This is a genomic window from Vibrio sp. Vb339, from assembly GCF_902751245.1.
Taxonomy (GTDB): Bacteria; Pseudomonadota; Gammaproteobacteria; order Enterobacterales; family Vibrionaceae; genus Vibrio; species Vibrio coralliirubri.
Genome location: NZ_CADDIS010000002.1, coordinates 795,110 through 819,440 on the forward strand (window position 1 = coordinate 795,110; position 24,331 = coordinate 819,440).

Consider the following 24,331-nt stretch of genomic DNA (forward strand, 5'->3'; position numbering starts at 1 on the left):
CCACAATTTTCACTTGTCTGTGTGATTACAAGAGAGTCTAACGAGCAAACACCCAATACTGACTAAGCAGATAATTACTGACCATTCCCACCAAGATGCCTACCGCCATTGCGATAAACACTCCCCCTGTAAATGCAGGAAGTAACACCGTCATCAGCTTAAAGCACAGCAAATTAGGTATCGCCGATATCGATGCAGAGAACATGAACTTTTGCCACTGAATCAGCTTTTCGTACCAACTCCCCTGACCTTTGAATTCAAAGGTCAGCACTCGATTTCCAAACCAAGTTGTCGTTGCAGCTACGATGAAAGAACCAATTCGAGCACTCATCAACGGCAGTCCAATAACGTAATGCAGCAATGCAAACACGGCACAATCGACAACAAAGCCACCCGCTCCCACCATAGCGAATTTAATCATCTTATGGTGAGGTTGTAGTTTTTGGTTTAGCGCGTCGAACTTGTGGCTAAACAGTCTCGATGACGAGTTAAAATTGAACATCGCCGTCACTTCGTATATGGCTCAACGATAGATTTGGTTTGATGTTTTGGCTATGACAACTAAATAGAGCGCGCTTGATCTTCACCGTCGGCTCTAAAATACAGGTCAACGCATTGTCTTTAATCTTGGTTTCCACTTCCGCTCTTTTACCAATCAGATAGAACTTGTCGATACCATCTAACTGTTCAACATCAAGTAGCTTTTTCGCTTGTCCATGACTGTAAAACTGCCCGGAGAAAGGTCGTTTACCGACGTAAAAGCTCGGCGCTTCATCCGTAATTTGTTCAAAGATAATACGGTCACTTTTCTCATTCGCTTTGCCTAGGTTGAGGTAGACCATCGCAATCATTAGCAACACAGGTAACACTAGAGCCACACTCGAGAACCACTTCTTATCTTTTTCTACCACAAGCATTGCCACCAGCAAACCAAGGGCCGGAATGCCAGGTAGAACGTAAGCTGGAAGAATATTACCAGCCATGGTGAATAGAATTAGAGGAGAGACCAACCAACACAAAAGGAATGAAAACAACCCACTATGTTCAGCGTTAACTTCTGCGATTTTCTTACGACGAGCAAAAGTCAAAATAGGTAACACAATCGACCATGGCGCAGCCGCTTGAAGCCAAAACAACCAGATCATGCCTCTTGCTTGGTCATGGGCAGAACCGTATAAATCGCCCTCCCAGCCACTCACAACAAAACGCTTAAAGTGCTCGCCAACAATAAAGTAATCGATAAAGCCCGGTGTTGCCATTTCAGCCATGATGTACCAAGGCAAAGCAATCGCCAGCATCACACCTAAGCCAGACAACAGTGGAAAGCGTTGCCATAGCACTTTGAAAGCGCCAAAGAAGCCATGTTGCAATACTAACCAAGGGAAAACAGCGATACCCATAATCACAATCGCTACCGGCCCTTTTGCCAGCAAGCCTAGTGCTAAACCAATGAAACCGACATAGCCCCAAGACCGATTAGTCTTCGCATTACCTCCTCCCTTTGAACCCTCTCCTCCTAACCAACATAGATAAAAACCTAACATGGCAATGGTCATCGCTAATGTTAACGCCATGTCGGTCATCACAGCACCCGCCGCGATAGAGAAAATCCCACATGTCGCCAATACCACGGCCGCCACCAAGGCACTTTGTCCGGTACGCTTAGCCATGTACGCAACCAACAAAATCGTCGCAAAACCTGCTAGCCAGTGTGGCGCACGCACAGCAAACTCACTCAAACCAAACAGCTCAATCCCCGCCGCACTCATCCATGTGAACAACGGTGGTTTACCCCAGAAAGGGATGCCATAATCGAATTGAGGGGTTAACCAATTGCCGGTTTCTACCATCAAGCGAGCCATTTCACCGTAGCGCGCTTCCGTGGTATCCATTAAAGGGTATGTCGCCAGAGATAAGAGCCTTAAAACCAATGCAAAAGCCAACAAATACCATAGGTGCGTTCGGTTCAGGCTCATGCTGACTCCTCTAATTTAAAATGTGTTTTTAATGCAGGGGTATCGACCACCGATTGGATCAAATACAAAGGGCGGTTCTTGGTTTCAATGAAAATACGACCTATGTATTCCCCCATTAAACCAATACTCAGAAGTTGAATACCGCCTAGGGCAAGTTGGACCACCATCATTGATGGGTAACCCGTAATAGGCTCACCAAACATCATGGTTTTGAACACGATGAAGACGCCATACACAAAAGCGGTAAGCGCCACTAATCCACCAACGGCCGTCGCAATACGCAGCGGGCGGATAGAGAATGATGTGATGCCATCCATCGCCAATCCGATTAACTTGAGGTAGTTCCACTTGGTCTCACCACAGAAGCGAGCGTCGCGCTTAAACTGAATCGTTGCTTGTCTAAAACCTGGCCATGAAAAGATGCCTTTCATATAACGGTTACGTTCAGGCAGTTGGTTGATATGGTCGACAACCTCTCGGCTTAACAGTCTGAAATCACCCACATTTTCTGGAACATCGATCTTCGCTGCCACGTTCATGACTTTGTAAAAGCTTGCGGCTGAAAACTTCTTGAACCACGTTTCACCGTCACGTTGGCTACGCTGCATATTGACGACGTCATAACCTTCGCGCCATTTAGCAATCATTTGAGGAATCAGCTCGGGTGGATCTTGCAGATCTGCATCGAGCAAGATCACGGCTTGTCCTCGGCAGTGTTCGAGGCCAGCACTCATCGCTGACTCTTTACCAAAGTTACGGCTTAAACCGATCACAGAAATTGAGCTATTGATTGAAGTGAATGAGCTCACCAAATCCAAGCTGTTGTCTTTGCTGCCATCATCGACATAAACGATTTCACTGGTGATGGGTAAGCTATCCAGCACCTTGGTTAAGCGAGAATGAAACTCTTCTAACACCTCTTGTTCATCGTAAAACGGCACAATGATCGATAGTGAAACGGCGGGATTGATCCGTGATGTGGAGACTTTAGGTCGGCTAATATGAAGTTCAGACATAATACGTTCTTCTATTTTTTAATCTGAATCCAATCTACCCCCTCATAAGTGAAAGTTATGTTATTGACATATTTTTCACGCTCACTCAGGATAATGTTACCGTCTATTTCTGTATGAGAATCAAAATGAAACGAGTTCTATTAGTCGAAGATAACCGCGAAATTGCAGGCGTATTATTTGATTATTTTGAGTGCATTGGGATGGAGCTCGATTACGCGGACAACGGTGAGCTTGGCTTGCAACTCGCGATGGATAACTCTTTTGATATCATCATATTAGATCTGATGCTGCCGAGAATGGACGGCCTAACGGTTTGTAACAAGCTAAGAGACCAAGGCAACACAACCCCGATCCTGATGCTTACCGCGCTTGATAGCCGTGAAGACATGTTGAAAGGGTTTGACCACGGTGCCGATGATTACCTAACCAAGCCTTTCGATTTGGATATTTTAGAAGCGAGAATGAACGCACTGGTTCGTCGTTACCGCGGAAAGGTGGCGTCTTCTAAATTGCAGTTTGATGAACTCACCATCGACCAAAAAACGCGTAAAGCCTACCGTCAAGATAAGCTGCTCGCACTCAACCCAACCACTTACACCATCCTTGAGATGTTGTGCCAAAAAGCACCAGAGGTGGTTACTCGCGAAGATATCTCCTACAAACTCTGGGAAGAAGACGAACCCAACAATGATGTGTTACGCAGTCACATCTATCAATTGCGAAACCAACTCGACAAGCCTTTTGACACTCAGATGTTAATTACCGTCCCTAAAGTTGGATTCCGTCTGGAGTCATCGAATTGATTTTAAATGTTCTCACGAGCACCAAAACCCTAACCGGCCGCTTAGCGGTTTTCTTTGGGTTAATGGCCGTGATTGTATCGGCCTTTGTCTATTTAGTCTTTGTTGCCGCACTCTACATGTCAGAAGATCGCGTCGGTGAAAGACGTATCCTGATCGACCGTAACTATGCGGTTGGTTTATTCCAAGCAGGCGAAAGCGGTGAGTTAAGAATTGATGACCTGACAATCGCCTACAACGACCTTTCATTGATACCTGCAGAATACCTCAAGTACATTAAAGGCAAAGAAAGCTTTGTTGGCGAAGTAGGTGAAGAGCCTAACTCTCGCATGGTGTATATAGGTGAGTATTCTGATAAAGGTCAAACCCACCCAATCGTTCTGCTTTCCGAGATCGACCGCGTCGAGTTTGAGATTTACGAACTCGTTTATGCGACCACCTTTGTACTAACGTTACTCTCTATTCTAATTTTTAGCTTTGGTGCTCTGCTCTATCGGTTATCTAAACGACTGATTGAACCCTTTAACTCTATTTCCGAACAACTGGAATCGAATAAGCTTAACCTCAATGAAGAATTTAGTGTCAATGACGACGCCGCGGTTGAGTTTCGTCAGCTCACAGATCAACTCAATCAGTACCGAAGAGAAATCAATTCCTTACTCAAACGTGAACAAGCGTTTGCTCGTTACTCAAGTCACGAATTGAGAACACCATTAACGGTCGCTCGTGGCGCAAATAAATTACTGCTAAGAAGTGAAACCACCGAGTTTCAATCTCGCCAAATTGAGCGCATTGATGAAGCCATTGTTCAGATGTCAGAGATGGTCGATGCCCTACTCGGCCTCGTGCGTTACGAAAGAAACAGTGACGATGCGCCACTGCGATTGTTTAGCCAACAAGAGTTAGAGGCTATCGTCTCAAAAAACTCCGCACAGGCGGATGAGAAAGATGTCGAAATTTCCATGCACGTTCAATCCGAACCCACTATTCAAGCCACCAGCGCGATAATGAATATGTTGGTCGGAAACTTGTTAAGAAATGCCATTGCAGCGACCAATAGTGGTACCGTAACGGTCACTCTGTCCCACGAGAGTGTTGTGATTGAAGACCAAGGAGAAGGCCTCCAAGAACAGTACAATCCAAATGGGCATGGGTTAGGTTTATTGATTGTCGAGGACTTATGCCAACGCTTCCAATGGGGCTTTGAATTGGTCAATCGTAGCTGTGGCGGATGTACCGCTAAAATCACCTTTCAAACCGATCTATCCGCATCCATCCCAGAGTAAATGAGTTCATAGTTCGCGGCTCAATATCGAACGAAAACTTGATTTAGTTGGTTTACAGCAGTCCCTAGCTACTAGATACTCGTTAGTCCTATTTGAACTATAAATGCTGGCTCTTGAGTCAGCATTTTGTCTAAGTGCGATGAAACTAAATAATAGCCCTGTAACTCAACATCAATACAACGAGCACACCTTTTTCTTAAAGCGTGACGATCAGCTTCACTCCCACTTTTGCGGCAACAAAGCCAGAAAGTTCATGAAGCTACTGGAAGACGATAGCCCAAACACCACCACTCTAATAAGCTATGGTTCCGCTCAAGCTAACTCCTTGTTCTCACTCGCCGCACTTGCCAAAATCAAAGGTTGGACGCTTGAGTTTTACGTCGACCACCTGCCTCAATGGCTACAAGAACGCCCACTCGGCAACTACCGTGGCGCTATCGATCTCGGGGCTAAGGTTATTTCAGTCAAAGAAACAGGCTCTGAGCTTCATCCACAAGAGTATATTGAGCAAGTAAGACAACCTGACTCACAATGCATTGTGTTACCAGAAGGTGGACGCTCTCAGCTTTCTGAATACGGCGTGAAGCAACTGGCGATTGAAATACTCAGCTGGACGCGGTTCGAAAACAAACACGATTTCGTGGTGGCACTGCCAGCAGGCACAGGCAGCACAGCTCTGTATCTGCATAAGCATTTAAAAGTGCACAACATCCCAGTGTTAACCTGCGCTTGTGTTGGTGGCAGCGACTACCTAACGCAGCAGTTCAATGAACTCGGCGAAACCGATCACCCGCAGATATTACCGCTTAAAGCCAAACACCACTTTGGTAAGCTGTATCAACAGGACTATCAAACTTGGTTGGATCTACAAGAACAGACTGATATTGAATTCGACCTGCTCTATGACCCATTGATGTGGCAATGCTTAGAGCAATGGCAAGAAGAGAACCCAACCAAAACCGTCATCTATATCCATCAAGGCGGCATCTTAGGTAATGAGTCGATGTTGCCGCGCTATCAACGTAAGTACCCAGAACTTCGAAGTAGCCACACCGCTGATAACGCTACTTGGTAGTAATCCGTTCTTTTCTACTCTAATACCCCGCGTTTCTGCGAACTGAGAGTTTCTCAGCGCATCATGTACAGCCATCGCACTCGCTTTCGATGGCTGTTTGTCAGCAATAGCCACCTGTTATCCCTGCCATACATTTCAAGTTAGAGACAGAAATCTGGCGAGAATCATCGCGTTATCTATACTTTCGATTGGAACGTCAATTGTCATCGAAAGGAATTACGCATGCGAAAACTCACTACGCTCGGCCTGTTTTCAGTTTTACTGCCCTTCTCTGCGATTTCAGGAGAAAACGTCACTTACCAAGTCGACGGGATGGATTACGAAGGTTATTGGAGTGAAGCCAGTGACCAAGCGCCTTTGGTACTGCTAATACACGATTGGGATGGCTTAACCGATTACGAAAAGAAACGTTCTGAGATGCTAAACGAACTCGGTTACAACGTGTTCGCCATCGACCTATTTGGTAAAGGCATTCGCCCGACCGAAGTGAAAGATAAAAAACAGCACACCGGCGAACTGTATAAAGACAGAGATAAAATGCGCGCACTACTTAGCGCGGGGGCAATGGAAGCGAAACGACTTGGTGGTAACTTAGATAACAACGTGATGATGGGTTACTGTTTTGGTGGCGCAGCCGTTTTAGAAGCAGCTCGTGCGGGTATCCCATCGAAAGCTTATGTCACCTTCCATGGCGGTTTATCAACACCGAAAGGACAAGACTACTCTGAGACAAAAGCTCCTGTTGTCGTGTTCCATGGCACAGCTGACGCCATGATCTCCATGGAAGACTTTGGCAACCTCGCCGCTCAGCTTGAAACAACCAAAGTTCCGCATGAAATGATCACCTACAGTGGTGCGCCGCATGCCTTTACCGTATTCGGCTCAAACAACTATCAACAAGAAGCTGACCAAAAATCATGGGATAGATTTACCCATGTGCTAGAAACCACCACCAGATAATCTTCTCCCTCAGAACCCACAACCCCATTCGCAAACTTAAGAATGGGGTTGTTTAATTATCACTGCATCATCTCACTACAAATAGCGGTGGATACTTAAGTCATCAGTTTTAATATCACTAGCTGAGCCACTGACCACGCTTGCCAAGATCTTTCCTGAGCCACATGCCATTGTCCAACCTAATGTTCCATGTCCCGTATTGGTAAATAGGTTCTTGATAGGCGTCTTTCCTATGATAGGCGTACCATCTGGTGTCATTGGTCTTAACCCAGTCCAATATTCAGCCTTAGAGAAATCCCCCGCTTGTGGGAAAAGATCTTTTATCACCATATCAATCGTGGCTTTGCGTTTTTCAGGGATAAGGTAATTAAAACCCGCAAGCTCGGCCGTACCCGCGATACGAATACGGTCATCAAATCGCGTCATCGCTACCTTGTAGGTTTCATCCATCACAGTCGAAGTTGGTGACTTATCTGCATTCACGATCGGTAGTGTTAACGAATACCCTTTCACTGGGTAAACCGGAATCGACAAATCGACTTGCTTCAGCAATTCTCGAGAATAGCTTCCTGAAGCAACCACGTAAGCATCCGCTTTGAACTCGCCTTTAGTCGTTGTAATACTCTCAATGGTTTGATTCTGATGATTGAGCTTGACCACTTCAGTATCAAATACGAACTGAACGCCGAGTTGCTTGGCTTTCTCAGTCAAGGTTAAACAGAACTGGTGACAATCACCGGTTTCATCATGTGGTAAATACAGGCCGCCCACCAACTTATCTTTCACGTCTGCTAAGCCCGACTCCACTGACAGACACTGTTCAACATCAAACAGCGAGTGTTCGATTCCACTCTCTGTTAATAGCTTCATATCCTGCTGAATAGCATCGAGTTGCTTCTCGCTTCGAAACACTTGTAGCGTCCCTTTTTGCCTACCTTCGTAAGACAGTTGTTCACTGGTTCTTAGATGAGTGAGACACTCTCGGCTGTAGTTAGCGACTCGCAGCATGCGCGATTTATTCTGTGCGTATTTGGCTTCATTACAGTTGGCGAGCATCTTAGTCGCCCAAGAAACCAATTCAGGAGAAAGTGAAGGCTTAACTTTTAAAGGGGCATGCTCTTGGGTAAGCCATTTCATCGCTTTCAATGGAATACCAGGCGCCGCCCATGGTGAAGAATAGCCATAAGAAATTTGCCCTGCATTCGCAAAGCTGGTTTCTTTGCCACTGCTATCTTGACGATCAATAACCGTGACCGAGTGACCTTCTTTCGCTAGGTACCAAGCACTGGTCAATCCAATAACACCGCTGCCAATTACAATAACTTCCATTCTCTTCCCCTAATGCCCAACAAAGCCAAAACCAGTCGAACACAGTTGTCAGTGTAAAACTCGTTTCGTTAATGATTTGTAACTTATTCCGCACGTGTTGACTTAACAATAGAGAAAGCGTTGACAAAAACTCAATCCGACTTAAAAACGAATTCGGCAGTTTGGAACTGTGATATTGAGGGGTATTTGAAAGCTTGGGAGGGATCGTTACATAAATCTACTATGCCTAGATATTGTAAGCGTCATGACTCAAGAAAGTGGCGTTTTCAAGTAAGAAATCCAACAAGGTTTCGGCCTGTAACGTAAGTGCGCGACCTTTCAAAGATTGAACCTTAACCGTCGCCTTCGATAGTATCTCCAACTCGGTGGCAACCACTTCTATCTGCCCTGACTTTATTTCATCGATCACAGTGAGCTTAGGCATAAAGGTGACGCCCAACCCTGCTGAAACGAAGTTAGTGAGTGCGGTGACCGAATTGGTTTGTAGCTTTGGCTGCAAGGTAAGATGGGAAATTTGTTCAGCCTGCTTTACCAACCTCCCCATACCGGTCGAGTTATCGATCAAGGCAAGAGAAGCGTCTTGAATATCTTGCATTACCACTGGTTCTTCTTTCATCGTAAGGAAGTGCCCCTTAGGAGCAATCAATTCGAGCGGATGGCTGCGTTCAACGTGAGAGTGCAGTTTAGGATGTGGTGCAGACGCATAGGTTATCGCAAAGTCTATCTGTTGATCTTCCAACATCTTGACTGCATCCAATGCCCCTGCGATCTCAATAGAAAGATTGATATCAGGATAACGAGTCATGAAAGTTTGCATCGGTTTAGAGACCAAGTTAGTAATAAATCCTTCTCCAATCGCGATGCTAACATTACCGCCCTTGAGGTTTTTAAGCTTGGTTAGTCGAGCAAGCACTGCCGCCTCTCCACGAACAATGGAGCGATAGTAGTTCAACAGTTCGTTCCCCGCCTCAGTCAGCAGAGATTGGCGATTATTGCGTTCCCATACTTTAATTTCCGCCTGTGCTTCAAGCTGTGTCAGCATTCGGCTCATTGCGGCAGGGTCAACGTTCATCATCTTAGATGCCTTACGTAACGACCCATATTTTGACAACGCGTTTAAATACTCAAGAGCACGGATATTAAAGTGGTGCATTCAACTTCCTTGTTATTCGACTGACACTTAATCAAGCGTCTCACAATTTTCTCATTTGCCCATCTAGGAATTGAGTTACCGACACAACAAGTTTGCAAGTTGTGGGTTGAGTCACCAACAGAAGTATTTAAAAAAGGCTAACAAACCATCTTAAGAAGCGAACACGTCTCTTGTGATAAAACAAAAACACAGCTCAATCCAACGAAGGAAAGAGCTGTGTTTGATGTTAATCATCGGCAGTTAAAACCGCCAACCGAGTGCTATTTTAATGCAAGTAACTTATCGACAAACTCTGAGAAACCGTACCCGCCCGGCTTGCTCATCACCACTGATGGATGATGCTCAAGTCGATCCCAGTAATGCTGGATGTTTGCTACACCGACACTGTTAGGCAAAATTTCAAACATATATTGGTCGTTCATCGAGTCGCCGACATAGCAGCTACGCTCAAGTATCTCTTGGTCAGATAACCCCTTCTCCTTAAGAAAAGCGGTCGATGTCGCTTTCTTAGAATGCTCACCATACCAAGCATTAATGTGAATAGAGCTTGCTGTCGCATGTGCGCCTAATGCGTGAATCTTAGAGACAATCTCTTCAATAATGGCATCGTCGACTTTTGGACGGTTTTGACCGATGTCGATCGCCACCTCACACAAGCGGTACGACTGATCCAGCGTTAAACTTAGCTCTGGGTAATCGCTCAAAATAGCCAATACTTGTTCTTTTAGCTTGCTCTGATTGGCACTGACTTTTGGCAAAGGGATATCAGAGCGCAATGTCAGATAGCCATTTCTCTTTTCCATAATGAACGCGCCATTCTCGCCGAGAACCGCATCAACCGGCCACAGCTGAGCAATATGATCACACCACCCGGCACAAGCGCCCGTTACCGCAATCACTTTTTTTCCTGAATCACGAAGCTTGCTCAAAGCGATCAAGGTTTCAGGCGGCAATTGACCTTGCCACGTTAAGGTGTCATCCACATCGGTTAACACCCAATCTATTTTTTTCCAATTTTGGTTCAATTCATTCGATACCGAATTCATTTCTACACCTCTAAATAATCAATCACTAAACAGTGTTAAAGCAAATTCGGCAAAAACATCACCAAGCTTTCAGAGAAAGTCAGCAACATCAGAACCGTGAGTAGTGCTAGAAACAACGGAGCCACTTCTTTCACGAAGTCGACCATACGAACTTTTAAAATCGAGCAAACCGTAAACATCATCGAGCCAAATGGCGGAGTCACACCACCAATCATGATATTCACTATCACGATGATGCCGAAGTGAACCGGGTTAACGCCTAGGTTGAGCACAGCAGGAAGCAGCAATGGCGTGAGTATGATCATTGCAGCACCGCCTTCGATAAACATACCAACCACTAACAGCAGCACGTTAATCAACAACAGCAAGACTAACTTGTTGTCGGTAAGTTCAATCAAAGCAGAAGCAACATTGTGTGGGATCTGCTCTAGCGTCATGTAGTAACCAAAAACCATGGCACCAATAATGATGAACATAACGCTACTTGTGCCCTGCACCGTTTCACGCATGATAAGCGGGATATGACGCAAACCCAGTTGACGATAAACGAAGATACCAATAATCGCGCAAAGCAATACGGCGATAGCCCCAGCTTCGGTAGGCGTAAACAAGCCAAAACGCATGCCTAGGATAATGCCGAACGGGATCAGCAGTGCCGGAATCGCTTTCAGGAAGTAATGAAAACGCTCTTTGGCAGACGCAGGCTCCGAACGAGAAGGCTTGTAACGACGTTTACGCGCGATAAACGCAATAGTGACCATCAGCGACAGCGCCATCAAAAATGCAGGAACGTAGCCCGCAATAAACATTTGATGAACCGACACGTTCGCTAACAAGGCAAAGATGATTAAGTTGATACCCGGTGGAATCACAGGGCTGATACTTGAAGACGCAGCTGTCACAGCGGCCGTGAATGGCAAATCATAACCACGCTTGGTCATTTCAGGGGCTAGAATCTTCGATTGCATCGCCGCATCCGCATTTGCAGAGCCCGAGATACCGCCCATCAGTGTACTCAGTGCGACATTCACTTGAGCAAGACCACCGGTTTTATGGCCAATCATTGAGTCAGCAAAAGCAAGTAAGCTCTTACTGATCCCCGCATAGTTCATCACCGAACCCACCATGATAAAGAACGGAATAGCCAACAACGGAAAAGACTCAGCAGAACTAATAAAGCGCTGCATTACCAAGCTCACCGGAATAGAGTCATTGATAAAAAGAAAGTAAACCATCGCCGATGCGATCAGAGAAAACGCGATGGGTATGTTCAATAGAAATAGAACAAACAGAATAAGGATTGGAAGATAGCTTTCCATAAATCGTACCTACTTAGAAGAGCGCTTTAGAGAAGCGACATCGCTCGCGATAAATCGAACGGTGTGGATCGCCATCAATGAGAAACAAAGCAACAGCACGCCATTGATAACAAAATATGACACGCCCATTACTGGCGTTACCTTGTTAGATAGCATGAGATACTGATAACTCAGAACCGCCATTAAGATGTTCAGAGCCAGTAGGAAAACGGAAACACATAGCCTAAATGGGATTTTTGCTTTTTCTGGCAACATGGCAACCACCACATCGACTCCCATGTGAAGCTTGTGTTTGTAACAGGAGCTAATTCCTAAGTAGACAGCCCAGATGAAGCAAATAACCGACAGCTCTTCACTCCACGGGACAACAAAGCCAAATCCATAACGCAAGACGACGTTAACGATAACAACCAAAACGGTGATCGAAATAGCGATAGAAGCGAGGATTTCTTCAATATTTTTCAATAAAAACAAAAGACTTCTCCAGCGAAATACCTAATACAACGTGGGTATTTCAGGAATAAAACGGCCTAAGAATATTTAGGCCGTAATCATTAACTAATTAATTTATGCAGAACTACTGTGCCGCTCGGATCGTTTCTAGCTCTTTCATGATCGTCGCGTGTATACCTTCGCTCCATGTTGGGAATTGGTTGTATACGTCCGCAGTCAGTTGGCTGAACTCATCAGAATTCACTTCGTTGAAGGTAACGCCTAGCTCTTCAAGTTTCTGAGTGTATTCAACATCCAGTTTAACTAGCTCAGCAGTGTTAGATTCAGCACCCGCTTCTAACTCTTCGTTAATGATCTGCTGTTGCTCTGGCGTGAATTTGTCCCAAAGCGTTGGTGAAATGTAGATGCCCACAGTGCCTAGGAAGTGCTTAGTCAAAGACATGTTCTTCGCCACTTCATAGATTTTAGTTGAGTACATGGTCAGGATAGAACCTTCAAGACCGTCAACAACACCTTGTTGAACGCCTGCATAGGTTTCAGGGAATGGAAGAGAAGCTGGAGCTGCGCCCATTGCTGAAAGTGTACTGATGAACAGCTGACTTTGTGGAACACGAATACGCATGCCTTTCATGTCTTCAGAGTTCACGATCTCTTTATTAGTGATCATGTGACGGAAGCCAAACATGTAGTCTGCATTCAGTACTTTGATGCCTTTCTCTTCGGCTTTAGCCTTAAGGCCAGCGACGAAATCAGTGTCCATCATCGCTAAATATTCATCGTAGGTGTTGTACAGCATTGGACCTGCCAGTGCAGCAAAGTCAGGCACGTAATCACCTAAGTAAGTCAAATCTTCTACAGCGATCCAGTTTGCGCCGTTAACCACTTGTTCCAAGTTATCTTTGTAAACAGGTAACTGACCGCCAGGGAAAACTTTAATGTTTACCGAGCCGTCGGTTCTTTCTCTAATTTTGTCGGTCGCTTTGATAAGTTCTTGTGTTAACAACTCATTTTGAGTGAATACAAGGCTCATGTTGATATTAATCGGCTCATCTTTAGCTTCAGAACCAGCCTTGTCAGCTTCACCACAACCAACAAGCAGCGTTGCCGCCATAATTACTGTACCTAATAGCTTTTTCATTTCTAATCACCTTTTCTTGGCTATCGTTTTCTAAATATAGAGGGTGTTATTAAGTTTTCGTAGAGTATGTAAGCGAATTATTACATTCATATGAACATTAATCTTAGCGATTTGAACATTGTGAGTATAAGGTCTCACTATTGTATAAACTCTGTACAACACCTTTAAGCTAGCTCTCATTTAAAGTAAGCAGATATGGCGGATAGATAATAAATCTGTAATAAAGTAGAGCTACTGTTTCCTGAATTTTCAAATGAACATCGAGATTGAATTATGATCACAGGCCACCGCGGTGCCGCTTCTTTAGCACCAGAAAATACGTTAGTCAGTATTGAACAAGCAGCGAAAGCTGGTGCTAAATGGATTGAAATTGATACCCAGTTAAGCGCTGATGGCACCCCAATGGTTTTTCATGATAAGACGGTAAATCGTTGTACTAACGGAACGGGCAATATCGCCGACTTAGATTTAACTGCACTCAAGGCGTTAGATGCTGGCAGTTGGTTTGGTAGCGAGTTCGCGGGGACAACTATTCCTACGTTGAGTGAAGCGCTCGACAAGTGCCTAGAGCTCGATGTGACTTTGAACCTTGAAATCAAAATTTACGACGATAAGGCTATCCAACCTTTAGTTGAGAGAGTCGCGGCACTGATTGAACAAAAGCAGTTCCCTACTGAAAAGCTACTCATCTCAAGCTTCAAAAAGGAAGCACTAAGCCTTTGCCAACAGTTGATGCCAGAAGTTAAACGAGGCTTTATCTGCGAAGTGTGGAATGATTACAGCTTGGAATCACTCAAATCACTCGACCTTTACAGCATTCATATTGACCACCGAATTCTTGATGAGAAAACGGCCAAAGAAATCAAAGCTTCTGGCGCAGTTCTTAAAATATGGACACTGAACGATCCTCAATTGGCGGCTAAATATTTCAACCTTGGTGTCGATAACATCATCACCGACGTACCAAACCAATTTTAGTGAGCTTCTATGGAACTGAACCATCGTCAGAAAGAAATACTCGCAACGCTTAAGGCTAACCAAGATATACAGATAGACCACTTAGCCGAGTTGTTTTCTGTTACCACTCAAACCATTCGTCGTGATGTAAACCACCTGTGTGAGCAAGGCCTAGCACGAAGAGTGCACGGAGGCGTTAGCTTACCCACAACGCTCACCAACACGAGCTACCGATTCCGTGCTGGTGTTGAGTCAGAGACAAAGGACAGTATTGCGATGGCGGTTGCCGACGCGATACCTGAAGGCTCAACCGTCATGATGGGCATTGGTACCACCGTCACTCGAATTGCGCAGTATTTGTTAGCAAAGCCAGCGTTACGAGTGATCACCAATAACCTTCAGGTGGCTCGCATCCTTGAAGCAAATGAACAAATCGAAGTGTATTTGGCCGGTGGTTTGTTCAGACGAGAACACCAAGACATGGTAGGCAGTAGCGTAGTTCACTTCTTTTCCGATTTTGAAGCTGACATTGGCATCTGTGGGTGTGGCTCAGTAACAGACAGTCATTTCGCCATGGAGCATGAGCAAGTTGAAGCAGACCTATCCAAGTCGATTATTAAGAACAGCCGCGAAAGCTGGCTTGTCGCGGATGCTAGTAAATGGGGACGCTTTGCTGCACTAAAGGTAGCGTCACTGAATGACTTTGACCGCATATACACCAATAGCAGCCAATTACCTTCGGAGCTAAACATACACTTAGTAGAAGAGAATGCTCATACTTGAATACAACAAAGCCTAGCATCACCGCTAGGCTTTGAAATCTACGTTTATGAACTAGCCGACAAAGTTACATACCAACAAAGAAACTGATCACTAGCGCGTTGATCAAATCAACAAAGAAACCACACACTAATGGCACCACAATGAACGCTTGTGGGCTTGCGCCATAGCGGTGAGTTACTGCGGTCATGTTCACAATTGCTGTTGCTGTCGAGCCTAGAGTGATACCACCGAAGCCTGAACATATCACCACAGAATCGTAGTTTCTTCCCATCAAGTAATAAACGACAAACACAGTAAACAACAGGGAAAGCAAGATCTGGATACTCATGACCACAGAGATGTAGCCAAACAACCCATCAAGATCCCAGATGCGAAGTCCCATCAATGCCATGGTTAAGAACATGCCTAAGCAGATATCAGAGATCATCGCTAAGCCTTTTCGGCCTTGAGCGATTTTCTCTTGCGTGCGACGCTTCTTGAACAATGCGCGACCGACGTTTCCGATTAGGATGCCTGCGATTAAACAGCTAACGAATAACGGCAGTTTTAGGCCCATCGAGTCGATAACTTCACTCAAGCTGTAACCCAGCATTAGTGTTAAGTTAAGAATCAACCACGCCCACAGAACGCCGTAGTGGCTAAGCTCTGTTTTTGTTTCACTCTCTTGGAATGCACCAACCGTAACCTCTTCTTCATTAGAAGGGCTTACTTTGTGTTTATTGAGCAGGTAGTTGGCAATCGGGCCACCAACCACACACGCTGCAATTAAACCAACCGTGTTTGAAGCGACACCAAGTTCGAGGGCGTTAGCAATACCAAACTCTTCCACAAACATTGGCGCCCACGCTAACGTTGTGCCTACGCCGCCTATCAAGCTAACAGACCCAGATAGCAAGCCAGCTTTCGCATCCATCCCAAAGCCAGAAGCGACTGCCATTCCGACTACGTTTTGCAACACGATAAAAATGGCAGCAAGACACAATAGGATGAACAACGGTCGCCCGCCTTTAATCAGTGTTTTAATATCCGCTTGGAGCCCGATGCCAGCAAAAAAGTAGAGAAGCAAAAAGTCTCTGACATCTAGGCTAAAAGTGATTTGGATTTCAAAAATATAGTAAAGCGCCGCTACGGTCGCTGCGCAGACAAAGCCACCAATCACAGGCTCTGGCAGTGAATACTTTCTTAATACTTCAGATCGCTCAATCAAACCTTTACCGATAAACAGTAACGAAATCGCGATCGTAAAAGAGAGCATTGGAGAAACTAGGGTTTCTGTCATGGGGCTATGGGTTCCTAATAGTTAGATTATTCATAATATTGCGTACTATTAATAATCTAGATTCAGGCCAAAAAATCAAGCGATTATCGATGATAAAAACATCTAATATGGTTAATTCTGCGACGGTATTAATAGAGGTTATAACTATAAAGCAATGATTAAAGGAACGGATATTAGGGAGGTATACATATGAGGTGGAATATAGGGGCTCTGAAACGAGAAAACCCCAGCATTTCTGCTAGGGTTTTGAATAGTGGTGGAAGGATGGGGATTTGAACCCCAGATACGCTATAAACGTATACTCGCTTTCCAGGCGAGCGCCTTAAGCCACTCAGCCATCCTTCCACAAATTGTGTTGAGCATGTCACTCAACGAGGCGCTACTTTATTGATTCTGCTTGCTTTGGTCAAGGGGCATTCTCAAAAAAAGTGCCTTTTTCGGTTTGTTCGATTACAAATTAACTCATTAGATCAAAAACAAACCAAATTTCATTCTTTCGCTGCACTTACGCTTGTTGCTTTTCTTAAGCTTGTTGATAGTAGCCTGGAACTCGAAACCATTTACGACACATATCGAGGAAGTAGCCGTAAAGTACGCCCATACCACACGAGATAACTGCATTACTGGTTACTGCCGTAACGATTTGGTCGCCTGAAGCACCCACTGCCAACAAAATACCCGCATACACTGGAGACTGGAATAACACGTATGCCATCAAATCAGACAAGTTTTTCATCAATGAGCTTTCTGAAAGTTTTGCACCATTGCGCAAGAACCAATCACGAAAAACGCCATAAGGCCAAGCGATAGCAATGTTTACCGGAATAGATAACGTTCGAGAAGCAAGAGATTGCTCAAACGTCATACCAGAAATAAACACTTCTACAATCATGCCAGAAATAAAACAGAAAACGACCATAGCAAATGTATCCGCAGCTGCGTTTCGAATACAAAATGGACCACGAGACTTCATTGACGACAAACCTAAAATATATCACTGCTTAATTAGTGATTTAGTAACATATAAACAAGGTACATTTGCACCTCACCAGATAATGTCGCTATTAAACCACAAGATTAGTAGTCATACATTCCAAATTAAAAATCAAGTTGTAAATTAACAACCAAAAACCACTTTAAAAGCAGTCACTTTCACCAAAAAATCCAACCAAGGTCAAATATTGGACAATTCGTCATTTACTTACCGTAATTAAACAACATTTAAGCCATAGGTAGATTTACAGTAATGATATTAATGACATCTTGTGTAGGTGGTGATCCTAAAGCAACCTGCTCTAACGCTTTATCGACTTGATAAGTAAGTTCCGCGTTGTTCATAGGTTCAACGTGGACACGTAGGCTCTCTAGTGCAAATTGAATCAGTTCTAGGTTGTTGTCTTCTAGCGCCACATACAACGTCACTAACAGCTCTTCAGTGTTATCTTTGTTTCGAAGATCAGGTTTAGGCAGTGACTCGCTTTTACTTTTCGAATCGTGTGGTTTTACGTCTTGGCTTTCGAGCTCATCCGCTTTTACTTCATGGTATTGATAAAGCTTATTTGAGTAGCGGAACAAGGCATCATCCAGTTCACGCTCATCAATCGGCTTAGCGATAATATAATCGACACCCGCCCCCAGCATACGCTCGCGAGTCTCTTTAAATACATCAGCCGTACAACCAAACACCAATACCGATGACACATCGCCTATCAAAGCACGAATCGCAGTGGTTGATTCAACGCCATCCATCACGGGCATATGGTTATCCATGAGTACCAAATCAAAGCGCTCAGCAACCACGGCTTGTATTGCTAGTTCACCGTTTTCGACGCTCTTACAGGTAAAGCCTTTACTGCTCATGAAGGTTTCAATGATCACCGTGTTAGTTCGGTTGTCCTCGACGATCAGTACTTTTAAGCCTGAGTAGTCCAACTTCTTGTGTGGCAAACTCTCGATTTCACCTGGCTGACATGGTTGAATCTTCAAGCGAACATCAAAGCTCGTGCCTATCCCTTCTTCACTGGTGACGGTAATACTGCCATCCATCAACTGGGCAATTTTCTTCACAATCGCGAGGCCAAGGCCAGTACCGCCAAAACGCCTTGTGGTCGAAGACTCCGCTTGTTCAAACGGTTTAAAAATACGCTTTTGAGCTTCTTTAGAAATACCAATTCCGGTATCACGAACTCGAATACTCAGATAGGTATCACTCCCCTCTACAACTTCTTTTAGGTACACCTCAACAAAGCCTCTGGAAGTGAACTTCACCGCGTTGTTCAATAGATTAAACAAGATTTGTCTTAGACGTGCTTTATCTGAGAAGTACCAACGACCCGAAGGCACCTCAGAGTACACTTTGAATTGAAGCCCTTTCTCGGAAGACAATGTGTAGTAAACACTGTTAATACTGCCGATGATCGAATCAAGAGGGAAACGCGTTTCATCAAGATCCAGCCTGCCCTGCTCGATCTTCGAGAAGTCTAAGATCTCGTTAAGTAAAGTCATCATGTGATCACCGGACTCATACAAGCTCTTAAGGTGTTTCTCTTGTTCAGAATTTAGAGGCGTTTTCAATAGGATCTGAGCAGTACCCAATACCCCATTCATAGGGGTGCGAATTTCATGTGACAGGGTCGCAAGGAAAGCGGTTTTTGCATTGGTGGACGCCTGAGCTTTAACCTTTTCCGCTTCGAGATAAATGGTCTTTTCGTTGAAGGTTTTAATCAAATGGCCGATTTCGTCATCACTCGAGTAATCCACATCAATGATTTCGCCCGCTTTGGAGCTATCAACCTGTGCTGCAATCCTTGTGATTGGACTAATCAAATAACGGTTCAATAAGTAATACCCCGCCATGACACAAAGTAGCAATAGCGGAACAATACCGCCTTCAATGCTCATCACCTGACGAAACACTTCGTCTGCTACTCGTGATTTGGAGTTCACCACATCCACTTGCCAGCCAAAATCACCAAATTGATTGCTACTGATGTAAATGCCTTCAACGAGGTTGAAGTTATGCGAAACCAACACTTGGTTGAGCTTATCTCTGAGCGTAATGCCAAGGTTATATTCTTCGGCGTGATTCTTGATAAAACCAAGCAGCTCTTCGAGCGAGAGATCCACAGTGGCAACACCGGCAAAAGTACCGTCGTAATAATAAGGGGAAGACGCCGTAATCATTCGAACGTGCGTGTATGGGTCGATATACACATCGCTCCAAGAGATCGTTCCTTGTTTTTTGTTGACGACAGAGGTGTACCAATACTCTTCTTGATAAGGGGCATTTTTGGGGTTGTTGTAAGAATATATCTGATCGATTCTTCCATCGTCGGCTTTATTAAAAAAGTAACTATTAAGAAGCTTTTTTGAATCGAGCGCATAAGGTTCAGGCCAAATACCGGCACTGACAATCGTATCGTCGCTCGCCGCCAACATGGACTTAAAGAGTGGAATAACATCATCACCGTTACGATGTGCTTGAGCAAACCCAACGAGACTGTCTACAAAGCCTTGAGAGCTGCTGAGTGGCTCTGTAATCAAAGCGGATAACAATTGCGTACGCAAATCGAGGTTTTGTTGTAATTTGGCGCGCACAGGGGATTCTACGACGTAATACGTCACACTACCGACAATGGCAATAAACATCGCAAGGTATAATCCAAGCGCTACCATACTTTTTTTCTTTAAAGACGACCGTATCTGCATAATTCTTTTATTGTTTTCTTTTCTGTTAAACCTAGTGTTTATCATCCATGACATCAAGCCTTTTTAGATTGAAGCTTGATTGGCACAAGTTCATTGGTACTATAAGCGCAAATATGTTCCCTTTTACGGTACCTCACTTTGACTTTACAAGATATTCTTGCGCTTCCAGAGTTGGAAGGAAAGCTAATCACAGAACACAAAACAATGGGCTTTGTCACTGCAATGGCAGCGGCACCGAATGTGTTAACCCCGCATGAGTGGCTACCGTTCTTATGGGGTGGCGAAGAAGTCGCACCTTTTACGGATGGTGAACAGCTAGAAAGCTACATTGAAGTTATCATCGAGCTTTGGAATAAAACCCGCCCAGAACTGATTGAAGGGACTTGGGTTTGGCCTGAAGCTTGTCAATTAGACGACGAAGAAGTAGTGAACACTGCCGCGCGTGATTTTTGTGAAGGCTTGCTTCAAGGCTGGCAGATTACCCGTGACGATTGGGAAACACTGATGCCTGAAGAGAGCGAAGATAATGCACTCGTTGGCGGTGTACTGCTTTCACTGAGCATGCTTTACGATCCAGAAACGTCAATTGCTACGCTTGCAGAGCAAGGCATCGAAGGCCTAGAGCAGTTCGAAGAGATCTTTAACGCTGTTCCTGTGATGCTTTGCGGACTAACGCAGCGTGGCATTGCACTGGCTGAAGCTCAATAAAAGTTAGCTTTATACATGCCAAAAGGCCTCATTATGAGGCCTTTTTTAGTTTCTAGACGAGGTGAAAATAGTCGCTTTAGAAGCCTTTCCAATCGAAGTCATCAATTCGCTCGTCGGCAATATAAAACAGCTTAGTGCCACTGCTGACCACTTGGTCTAACTCTGGGTTGAGTTCAATACCACTCCCCGTATCAATGGCGATTAACGTTGCTTGATACTTCTCTTTAAACACAGAGAAAATAGGCGCGACGGTGACAGGCTCAGCGTCTTCAGGGAAATACGTTGAATACTGTGTCATGCCTCTTGTTGAGCTCAATAACTCTTGATGAAGTGCACTTGATCCTGGATCTACCGCAGCCTTTGCTAGCATCTCAGCACCCACCGCAGGAATACATTCTGAGTTAGGGCAATGCTTGTGCAGCAAATCGCTCAGCGCTTCATCTTTAAAGTAAACAAGAAGGTGAGCCTTAGGATTTCGGTTGGCGCAGTAAAGCGCCGCAGATAGGGTAATGTCATCTTCTGGGTTATCAATCAGGATGCAACTTGCAGACTCAATACCCGTTTTCTCCATCTCTTTGCCATCGGTGTAACTGTTTACTTTAACGAAATTGATTTCACCGGGTAACGGGTTCTCGATATCTGAACGCGTGCATAACACGATTGGTCGCTTACCCGTCTCTTCGTGTTGTAGCATGCGAATGAGATGAATGGTTCTTTGCTCATTCCACCCCAACATCAAAATGTGGTTGTCCACTCTAACTCTCCTTTTTCCTAGCAAGCCCGCTCGCCAATATTCAACACCTTCTGTCGCCACTTTACCGAGTAACGCGGCGAAAAGGCTCAACCCGCCTGGAATCACAAATAGAATAACGATCCACTGCCCCGCGACCGTGGTCGGTGATAAATCACCATAACCAACTGTAGAAGCCGTCACCACCAAATAGTAAGCGAATACGGTAACCGAACTGGTTAAATCTGTTTCACCCGCCAAATACAGCATCGACCACGATAAAGCGATGTAGCCAAGAAAAGTGAACAGTAAGTTTTTGCCGTTCAAAACAAAGATGTTTGCTTTGATCCAGCGTTTGAGTTGTAGCCAGATTATCATTCGAGCCTCTAATCCTTCGATCTTACTTACATGCTAGAAAAAATACCTGATATCAACAAGATGTATCATCAGAAAAAGATACATGACCACAAGATTGATATTGGCGGCCTATACGCAGGTACAAAAAAACCAGCACTATTGGCTGGTTTTTTGGGTTAGATAAAAGAACGACTTACGCGTTACCTTTTACCTGCACATTTAACTGCTCTGCAAAATCTAGCATGCGGTTCAATGGAATAAGAGACTTAACGCGTAATTCGTCAGAAACGAAGATTTCGTGTTGCTCACCACCATTCTCAAGCGCGTTTTCAATCGCTTCAAGGCCATTCATTGCCATCCAAGGACAGTGTGCGCAGCTACGACATGTTGCACCAGCACCCGCTGTGGGCGCTTCAATCAGCTCTTTTTCAGGGACCAATTGCTGCATCTTGAAGAAGATACCTTTGTCTGTCGCAACAATCATCTGTGGATGAGGCAGCTCTTTTGCTTTCTTGATCAGTTGGCTTGTTGAGCCTACAGCATCAGCCAGTTCAACCACGCTTGCTGGTGATTCTGGGTGAACCAAGATAGCCGCTTCTGGGTATACAGATTTCATTTTCTTCAAAGCATCAGCTGAGAACTCATCATGAACGATACACTCACCTTGCCAAAGCAACATGTCAGCGCCAGTTTGATTTGCGATGTAAGAACCTAGGTGACGGTCTGGACCCCAAATAATAGGTTTGCCTTCAGCGTCTAGGCTTTCAACGATTTCTAAAGCGATGCTCGACGTCACTACCCAGTCTGCACGAGCTTTAACAGCTGCAGAGGTGTTCGCATATACAACCACGGTGTGGTCAGGGTGAGCATCACAAAATTCTGTAAATTTGTCAGCTGGACAGCCAAGATCAAGCGAACATTCAGCTTCAAGTGTTGGCATTAGAATGCGTTTTTCAGGAGTAAGTATCTTTGCAGACTCACCCATGAAACGAACACCAGCGATGATCAGAGTGCTTGCTGAGTGACGGTTACCGAACTTAGCCATTTCTAATGAATCGCCAACGAAACCACCAGTTTCTTCTGCCAGAGCCTGAATTTCAGGATCGGTGTAGTAGTGTGCAATTAGAACTGCATCTTTTTCTTGAAGTAGTTTTTTGATGTTTGCGATGTGGGCCTGTTTCTGAGCGTCGCTCAATGGAACTGGCTTAGGCGGAAACGGGTAAACTGTATCGATTTTATCTAGTATATGACTCATTGCTCTTGCTCTACGCAACTTCTTCCGAGAATTAGAGTATTCTACACAGGACAGCGATTGGGATCAAAAAGGATTGGTTGCAAGCGGTGGCTAGCTAATGCTTAAAACGCATAAACAAGGCAATGTGTTGGCATCACTAACAAGATGAGTAAACACTAATCGGAATTGAATAGGTATAAAAAAGAGGCGCCTAAGCACCCCTATTTTGTTTTACAAGTGGGTTTTAGCCACTTTAGCCGAAGCACTGTTTGGGTACTCGGTTACGACTTGTTGGTAATATTTCTTAGCTTGCGTCGCGTTGTTGTTGCGCGCAGCTATGTCACCAAGCTTAACCAGTGCATCTGCTCGCTTGTTTGAGTCTTTGTAAGACACAACAGCAGCAAAGCTCTTCACCGCTTCTTTATCCTGCTTCTTAGCGAAATAAAGCTGACCTAACCAGTAATGTGAGTTAGGTGTGAAGGTAGAATCTGGGAAGTCTTTTTGAAACTTTTGGAATGCAGCGATAGCACCCGTGTAGTCTCGTTGCTTTAGAATCATATCTACAGCATTTTGATAAGCAGTTTGCTCATCCACATCAGTACTGAACGTACCAGAAGCGTCTTTAGAGCTTTCGCTCGCCGCCACTGCTACCGTTGCTGTTCCTGCTGCTTTCACCTCGCCTCTTACGCGGTCCAGTTCAATGAACAGTTCACGCTGACGCTCTAGCATTTGCTTCATATCGTAGCTGTTTCGTTCCAGCTCACCACGAAGTTCACTGATCTCCAGTGCCATGTCGTCGATTTGCTGTTGCATTTGAAGCTGAACGAGATTGCGATTTTGAAGCAGGCGCTCTAAACGCTCAATATCTGATTCGTTAGATGCTGATCGAGAGGAAGATGATGAATTGGTTGCGGTGCTATTGAGATCGGATACTGGAGCTGGTGCAGCGAACGCGGTGTTCGCTGCACTTGCCAGTAACGAAAGCAAAATGACTCGCTTTGTGTTACTGAACATGAGGCAATTC

The 24,331-nt window shown here is 44.8% G+C and carries 22 protein-coding genes and 1 tRNA gene; 7 read left to right on the top strand and 16 right to left on the bottom strand.

What is annotated here, in order from left to right; genetic code table 11:
• Nucleotides 1-37: 37 nt before the first annotated feature.
• Genes HRQ85_RS12200 through HRQ85_RS12210 form a run of 3 tightly spaced genes read right to left on the bottom strand, consistent with a single transcriptional unit; the run spans nucleotide 38 to nucleotide 2,992 of the window.
• A complete protein-coding gene (locus tag HRQ85_RS12200; protein WP_172379722.1) occupies nucleotides 38-502 on the bottom strand; it encodes a GtrA family protein in 465 nt (154 codons plus the stop codon).
• Entirely contained in the window at nucleotides 489-1,976 is a 1,488-nt protein-coding gene (locus HRQ85_RS12205) for an ArnT family glycosyltransferase (RefSeq protein WP_172379723.1), read from the bottom strand. The genes HRQ85_RS12200 and HRQ85_RS12205 overlap by 14 nt, the downstream gene beginning before the upstream one ends.
• Nucleotides 1,973-2,992 (bottom strand): glycosyltransferase family 2 protein, encoded by a 1,020-nt coding sequence (locus HRQ85_RS12210; RefSeq protein ID WP_050634924.1) that lies wholly within the window; start codon nucleotides 2,990-2,992, stop codon nucleotides 1,973-1,975. The genes HRQ85_RS12205 and HRQ85_RS12210 overlap by 4 nt, the downstream gene beginning before the upstream one ends.
• Nucleotides 2,993-3,117: 125 nt before the next feature.
• Between HRQ85_RS12210 and HRQ85_RS12215 the strand changes: the two genes are divergently transcribed.
• The 4 genes from HRQ85_RS12215 to HRQ85_RS12230 all read left to right on the top strand — a co-directional run bounded on the left by HRQ85_RS12215 (nucleotide 3,118) and on the right by HRQ85_RS12230 (nucleotide 7,113).
• A complete protein-coding gene (locus HRQ85_RS12215) occupies nucleotides 3,118-3,795 on the top strand; it encodes a response regulator transcription factor (RefSeq protein WP_172379724.1) in 678 nt (225 codons plus the stop codon).
• Nucleotides 3,792-5,078 carry a sensor histidine kinase gene (locus HRQ85_RS12220; RefSeq protein WP_172379725.1) on the top strand — a complete coding sequence of 429 codons (1,287 nt, stop codon included), beginning with the start codon at nucleotides 3,792-3,794 and terminating at the stop codon, nucleotides 5,076-5,078. Before HRQ85_RS12215 ends, HRQ85_RS12220 begins: the two co-directional genes overlap by 4 nt.
• A gap of 139 nt (nucleotides 5,079-5,217) precedes the next feature.
• The gene (locus HRQ85_RS12225; RefSeq protein WP_172379726.1) at nucleotides 5,218-6,153 is read left to right on the top strand and encodes a pyridoxal-phosphate dependent enzyme; all 936 of its coding nucleotides are present in this window, start codon (nucleotides 5,218-5,220) and stop codon (nucleotides 6,151-6,153) included.
• 222 nt (nucleotides 6,154-6,375) lie between these two features.
• Nucleotides 6,376-7,113 (top strand): dienelactone hydrolase family protein, encoded by a 738-nt coding sequence (locus tag HRQ85_RS12230; protein ID WP_172379727.1) that lies wholly within the window; start codon nucleotides 6,376-6,378, stop codon nucleotides 7,111-7,113.
• 75 nt (nucleotides 7,114-7,188) lie between these two features.
• Here HRQ85_RS12230 and HRQ85_RS12235 read toward each other — a convergent pair whose 3' ends face one another.
• The 6 genes from HRQ85_RS12235 to HRQ85_RS12260 all read right to left on the bottom strand — a co-directional run bounded on the left by HRQ85_RS12235 (nucleotide 7,189) and on the right by HRQ85_RS12260 (nucleotide 13,551).
• On the bottom strand, nucleotides 7,189-8,442 hold the full coding sequence (locus tag HRQ85_RS12235) for a D-amino acid dehydrogenase (protein ID WP_172379728.1): 1,254 nt from the start codon (nucleotides 8,440-8,442) through the stop codon (nucleotides 7,189-7,191).
• Between the two features lie 226 nt (nucleotides 8,443-8,668).
• Nucleotides 8,669-9,595, bottom strand: a complete 927-nt coding sequence (locus HRQ85_RS12240) for a LysR family transcriptional regulator (RefSeq protein WP_172379729.1) — start codon at nucleotides 9,593-9,595, stop codon at nucleotides 8,669-8,671.
• 260 nt (nucleotides 9,596-9,855) lie between these two features.
• A complete protein-coding gene (locus tag HRQ85_RS12245) occupies nucleotides 9,856-10,641 on the bottom strand; it encodes an HAD-IIB family hydrolase (protein ID WP_172379730.1) in 786 nt (261 codons plus the stop codon).
• A gap of 35 nt (nucleotides 10,642-10,676) precedes the next feature.
• Nucleotides 10,677-11,960, bottom strand: coding sequence for a TRAP transporter large permease (locus HRQ85_RS12250; protein WP_172379731.1), 1,284 nt, complete (start codon nucleotides 11,958-11,960; stop codon nucleotides 10,677-10,679).
• A 9-nt stretch (nucleotides 11,961-11,969) separates the two neighbouring features.
• Nucleotides 11,970-12,434: a TRAP transporter small permease gene (locus HRQ85_RS12255; RefSeq protein ID WP_052879053.1), complete on the bottom strand. Its 465-nt coding sequence runs from the start codon at nucleotides 12,432-12,434 to the stop codon at nucleotides 11,970-11,972.
• 103 nt (nucleotides 12,435-12,537) lie between these two features.
• On the bottom strand, nucleotides 12,538-13,551 hold the full coding sequence (locus HRQ85_RS12260) for a C4-dicarboxylate TRAP transporter substrate-binding protein (protein WP_172379732.1): 1,014 nt from the start codon (nucleotides 13,549-13,551) through the stop codon (nucleotides 12,538-12,540).
• A gap of 273 nt (nucleotides 13,552-13,824) precedes the next feature.
• On the opposite strand from HRQ85_RS12260, the gene HRQ85_RS12265 reads away from it, so the two are divergent.
• Nucleotides 13,825-14,529: a glycerophosphodiester phosphodiesterase family protein gene (locus HRQ85_RS12265; protein ID WP_172379733.1), complete on the top strand. Its 705-nt coding sequence runs from the start codon at nucleotides 13,825-13,827 to the stop codon at nucleotides 14,527-14,529.
• A 9-nt stretch (nucleotides 14,530-14,538) separates the two neighbouring features.
• On the top strand, nucleotides 14,539-15,291 hold the full coding sequence (locus HRQ85_RS12270) for a DeoR/GlpR family DNA-binding transcription regulator (RefSeq protein ID WP_052879051.1): 753 nt from the start codon (nucleotides 14,539-14,541) through the stop codon (nucleotides 15,289-15,291).
• 64 nt (nucleotides 15,292-15,355) lie between these two features.
• Here the strand turns inward: HRQ85_RS12270 and gltS are convergent, their stop codons facing one another.
• The 4 genes from gltS to HRQ85_RS12290 all read right to left on the bottom strand — a co-directional run bounded on the left by gltS (nucleotide 15,356) and on the right by HRQ85_RS12290 (nucleotide 20,278).
• Nucleotides 15,356-16,570, bottom strand: coding sequence for a sodium/glutamate symporter (gene gltS / locus HRQ85_RS12275; RefSeq protein WP_172379734.1), 1,215 nt, complete (start codon nucleotides 16,568-16,570; stop codon nucleotides 15,356-15,358).
• A gap of 254 nt (nucleotides 16,571-16,824) precedes the next feature.
• A tRNA-Ser gene (locus HRQ85_RS12280) sits at nucleotides 16,825-16,915 on the bottom strand.
• Between the two features lie 178 nt (nucleotides 16,916-17,093).
• A complete protein-coding gene (locus HRQ85_RS12285) occupies nucleotides 17,094-17,543 on the bottom strand; it encodes an L-alanine exporter AlaE (RefSeq protein WP_017062062.1) in 450 nt (149 codons plus the stop codon).
• A gap of 248 nt (nucleotides 17,544-17,791) precedes the next feature.
• Nucleotides 17,792-20,278, bottom strand: a complete 2,487-nt coding sequence (locus tag HRQ85_RS12290; RefSeq protein WP_444823271.1) for an ATP-binding protein — start codon at nucleotides 20,276-20,278, stop codon at nucleotides 17,792-17,794.
• Nucleotides 20,279-20,416: 138 nt separating this feature from the next.
• Between HRQ85_RS12290 and HRQ85_RS12295 the strand changes: the two genes are divergently transcribed.
• Nucleotides 20,417-20,986, top strand: coding sequence for a UPF0149 family protein (locus HRQ85_RS12295; protein ID WP_172379736.1), 570 nt, complete (start codon nucleotides 20,417-20,419; stop codon nucleotides 20,984-20,986).
• Nucleotides 20,987-21,062: 76 nt separating this feature from the next.
• On the opposite strand, the gene HRQ85_RS12300 is transcribed toward HRQ85_RS12295, so the two are convergent.
• The 3 genes from HRQ85_RS12300 to ybgF all read right to left on the bottom strand — a co-directional run bounded on the left by HRQ85_RS12300 (nucleotide 21,063) and on the right by ybgF (nucleotide 24,321).
• Nucleotides 21,063-22,094, bottom strand: coding sequence for a potassium channel protein (locus tag HRQ85_RS12300; protein WP_019821052.1), 1,032 nt, complete (start codon nucleotides 22,092-22,094; stop codon nucleotides 21,063-21,065).
• A gap of 172 nt (nucleotides 22,095-22,266) precedes the next feature.
• On the bottom strand, nucleotides 22,267-23,328 hold the full coding sequence (nadA, locus tag HRQ85_RS12305) for a quinolinate synthase NadA (RefSeq protein WP_017062067.1): 1,062 nt from the start codon (nucleotides 23,326-23,328) through the stop codon (nucleotides 22,267-22,269).
• A 210-nt stretch (nucleotides 23,329-23,538) separates the two neighbouring features.
• Nucleotides 23,539-24,321, bottom strand: a complete 783-nt coding sequence (gene ybgF, locus HRQ85_RS12310) for a tol-pal system protein YbgF (RefSeq protein ID WP_172379737.1) — start codon at nucleotides 24,319-24,321, stop codon at nucleotides 23,539-23,541.
• Between the last annotated feature and the right edge of the window lie 10 nt (nucleotides 24,322-24,331).

Bases quoted from the DNA above. Each gene is read 5' to 3' on its own strand.
- HRQ85_RS12200 (WP_172379722.1), bottom strand. From the start codon at position 502: ATGTTCAATTTTAACTCGTCATCGAGACTGTTTAGCCACAAGTTCGAC.
- HRQ85_RS12205 (WP_172379723.1), bottom strand. From the start codon at position 1,976: ATGAGCCTGAACCGAACGCACCTATGGTATTTGTTGGCTTTTGCATTG.
- HRQ85_RS12210 (WP_050634924.1), bottom strand. From the start codon at position 2,992: ATGTCTGAACTTCATATTAGCCGACCTAAAGTCTCCACATCACGGATC.
- HRQ85_RS12215 (WP_172379724.1), top strand. From the start codon at position 3,118: ATGAAACGAGTTCTATTAGTCGAAGATAACCGCGAAATTGCAGGCGTA.
- HRQ85_RS12225 (WP_172379726.1), top strand. From the start codon at position 5,218: ATGAAACTAAATAATAGCCCTGTAACTCAACATCAATACAACGAGCAC.
- HRQ85_RS12230 (WP_172379727.1), top strand. From the start codon at position 6,376: ATGCGAAAACTCACTACGCTCGGCCTGTTTTCAGTTTTACTGCCCTTC.
- HRQ85_RS12235 (WP_172379728.1), bottom strand. From the start codon at position 8,442: ATGGAAGTTATTGTAATTGGCAGCGGTGTTATTGGATTGACCAGTGCT.
- HRQ85_RS12240 (WP_172379729.1), bottom strand. From the start codon at position 9,595: ATGCACCACTTTAATATCCGTGCTCTTGAGTATTTAAACGCGTTGTCA.
- HRQ85_RS12245 (WP_172379730.1), bottom strand. From the start codon at position 10,641: ATGAATTCGGTATCGAATGAATTGAACCAAAATTGGAAAAAAATAGAT.
- HRQ85_RS12250 (WP_172379731.1), bottom strand. From the start codon at position 11,960: ATGGAAAGCTATCTTCCAATCCTTATTCTGTTTGTTCTATTTCTATTG.
- HRQ85_RS12260 (WP_172379732.1), bottom strand. From the start codon at position 13,551: ATGAAAAAGCTATTAGGTACAGTAATTATGGCGGCAACGCTGCTTGTT.
- HRQ85_RS12265 (WP_172379733.1), top strand. From the start codon at position 13,825: ATGATCACAGGCCACCGCGGTGCCGCTTCTTTAGCACCAGAAAATACG.
- HRQ85_RS12270 (WP_052879051.1), top strand. From the start codon at position 14,539: ATGGAACTGAACCATCGTCAGAAAGAAATACTCGCAACGCTTAAGGCT.
- gltS (WP_172379734.1), bottom strand. From the start codon at position 16,570: ATGACAGAAACCCTAGTTTCTCCAATGCTCTCTTTTACGATCGCGATT.
- HRQ85_RS12285 (WP_017062062.1), bottom strand. From the start codon at position 17,543: ATGAAGTCTCGTGGTCCATTTTGTATTCGAAACGCAGCTGCGGATACA.
- HRQ85_RS12290 (WP_444823271.1), bottom strand. From the start codon at position 20,278: ATGCAGATACGGTCGTCTTTAAAGAAAAAAAGTATGGTAGCGCTTGGA.
- HRQ85_RS12300 (WP_019821052.1), bottom strand. From the start codon at position 22,094: ATGATAATCTGGCTACAACTCAAACGCTGGATCAAAGCAAACATCTTT.
- nadA (WP_017062067.1), bottom strand. From the start codon at position 23,328: ATGAGTCATATACTAGATAAAATCGATACAGTTTACCCGTTTCCGCCT.
- ybgF (WP_172379737.1), bottom strand. From the start codon at position 24,321: ATGTTCAGTAACACAAAGCGAGTCATTTTGCTTTCGTTACTGGCAAGT.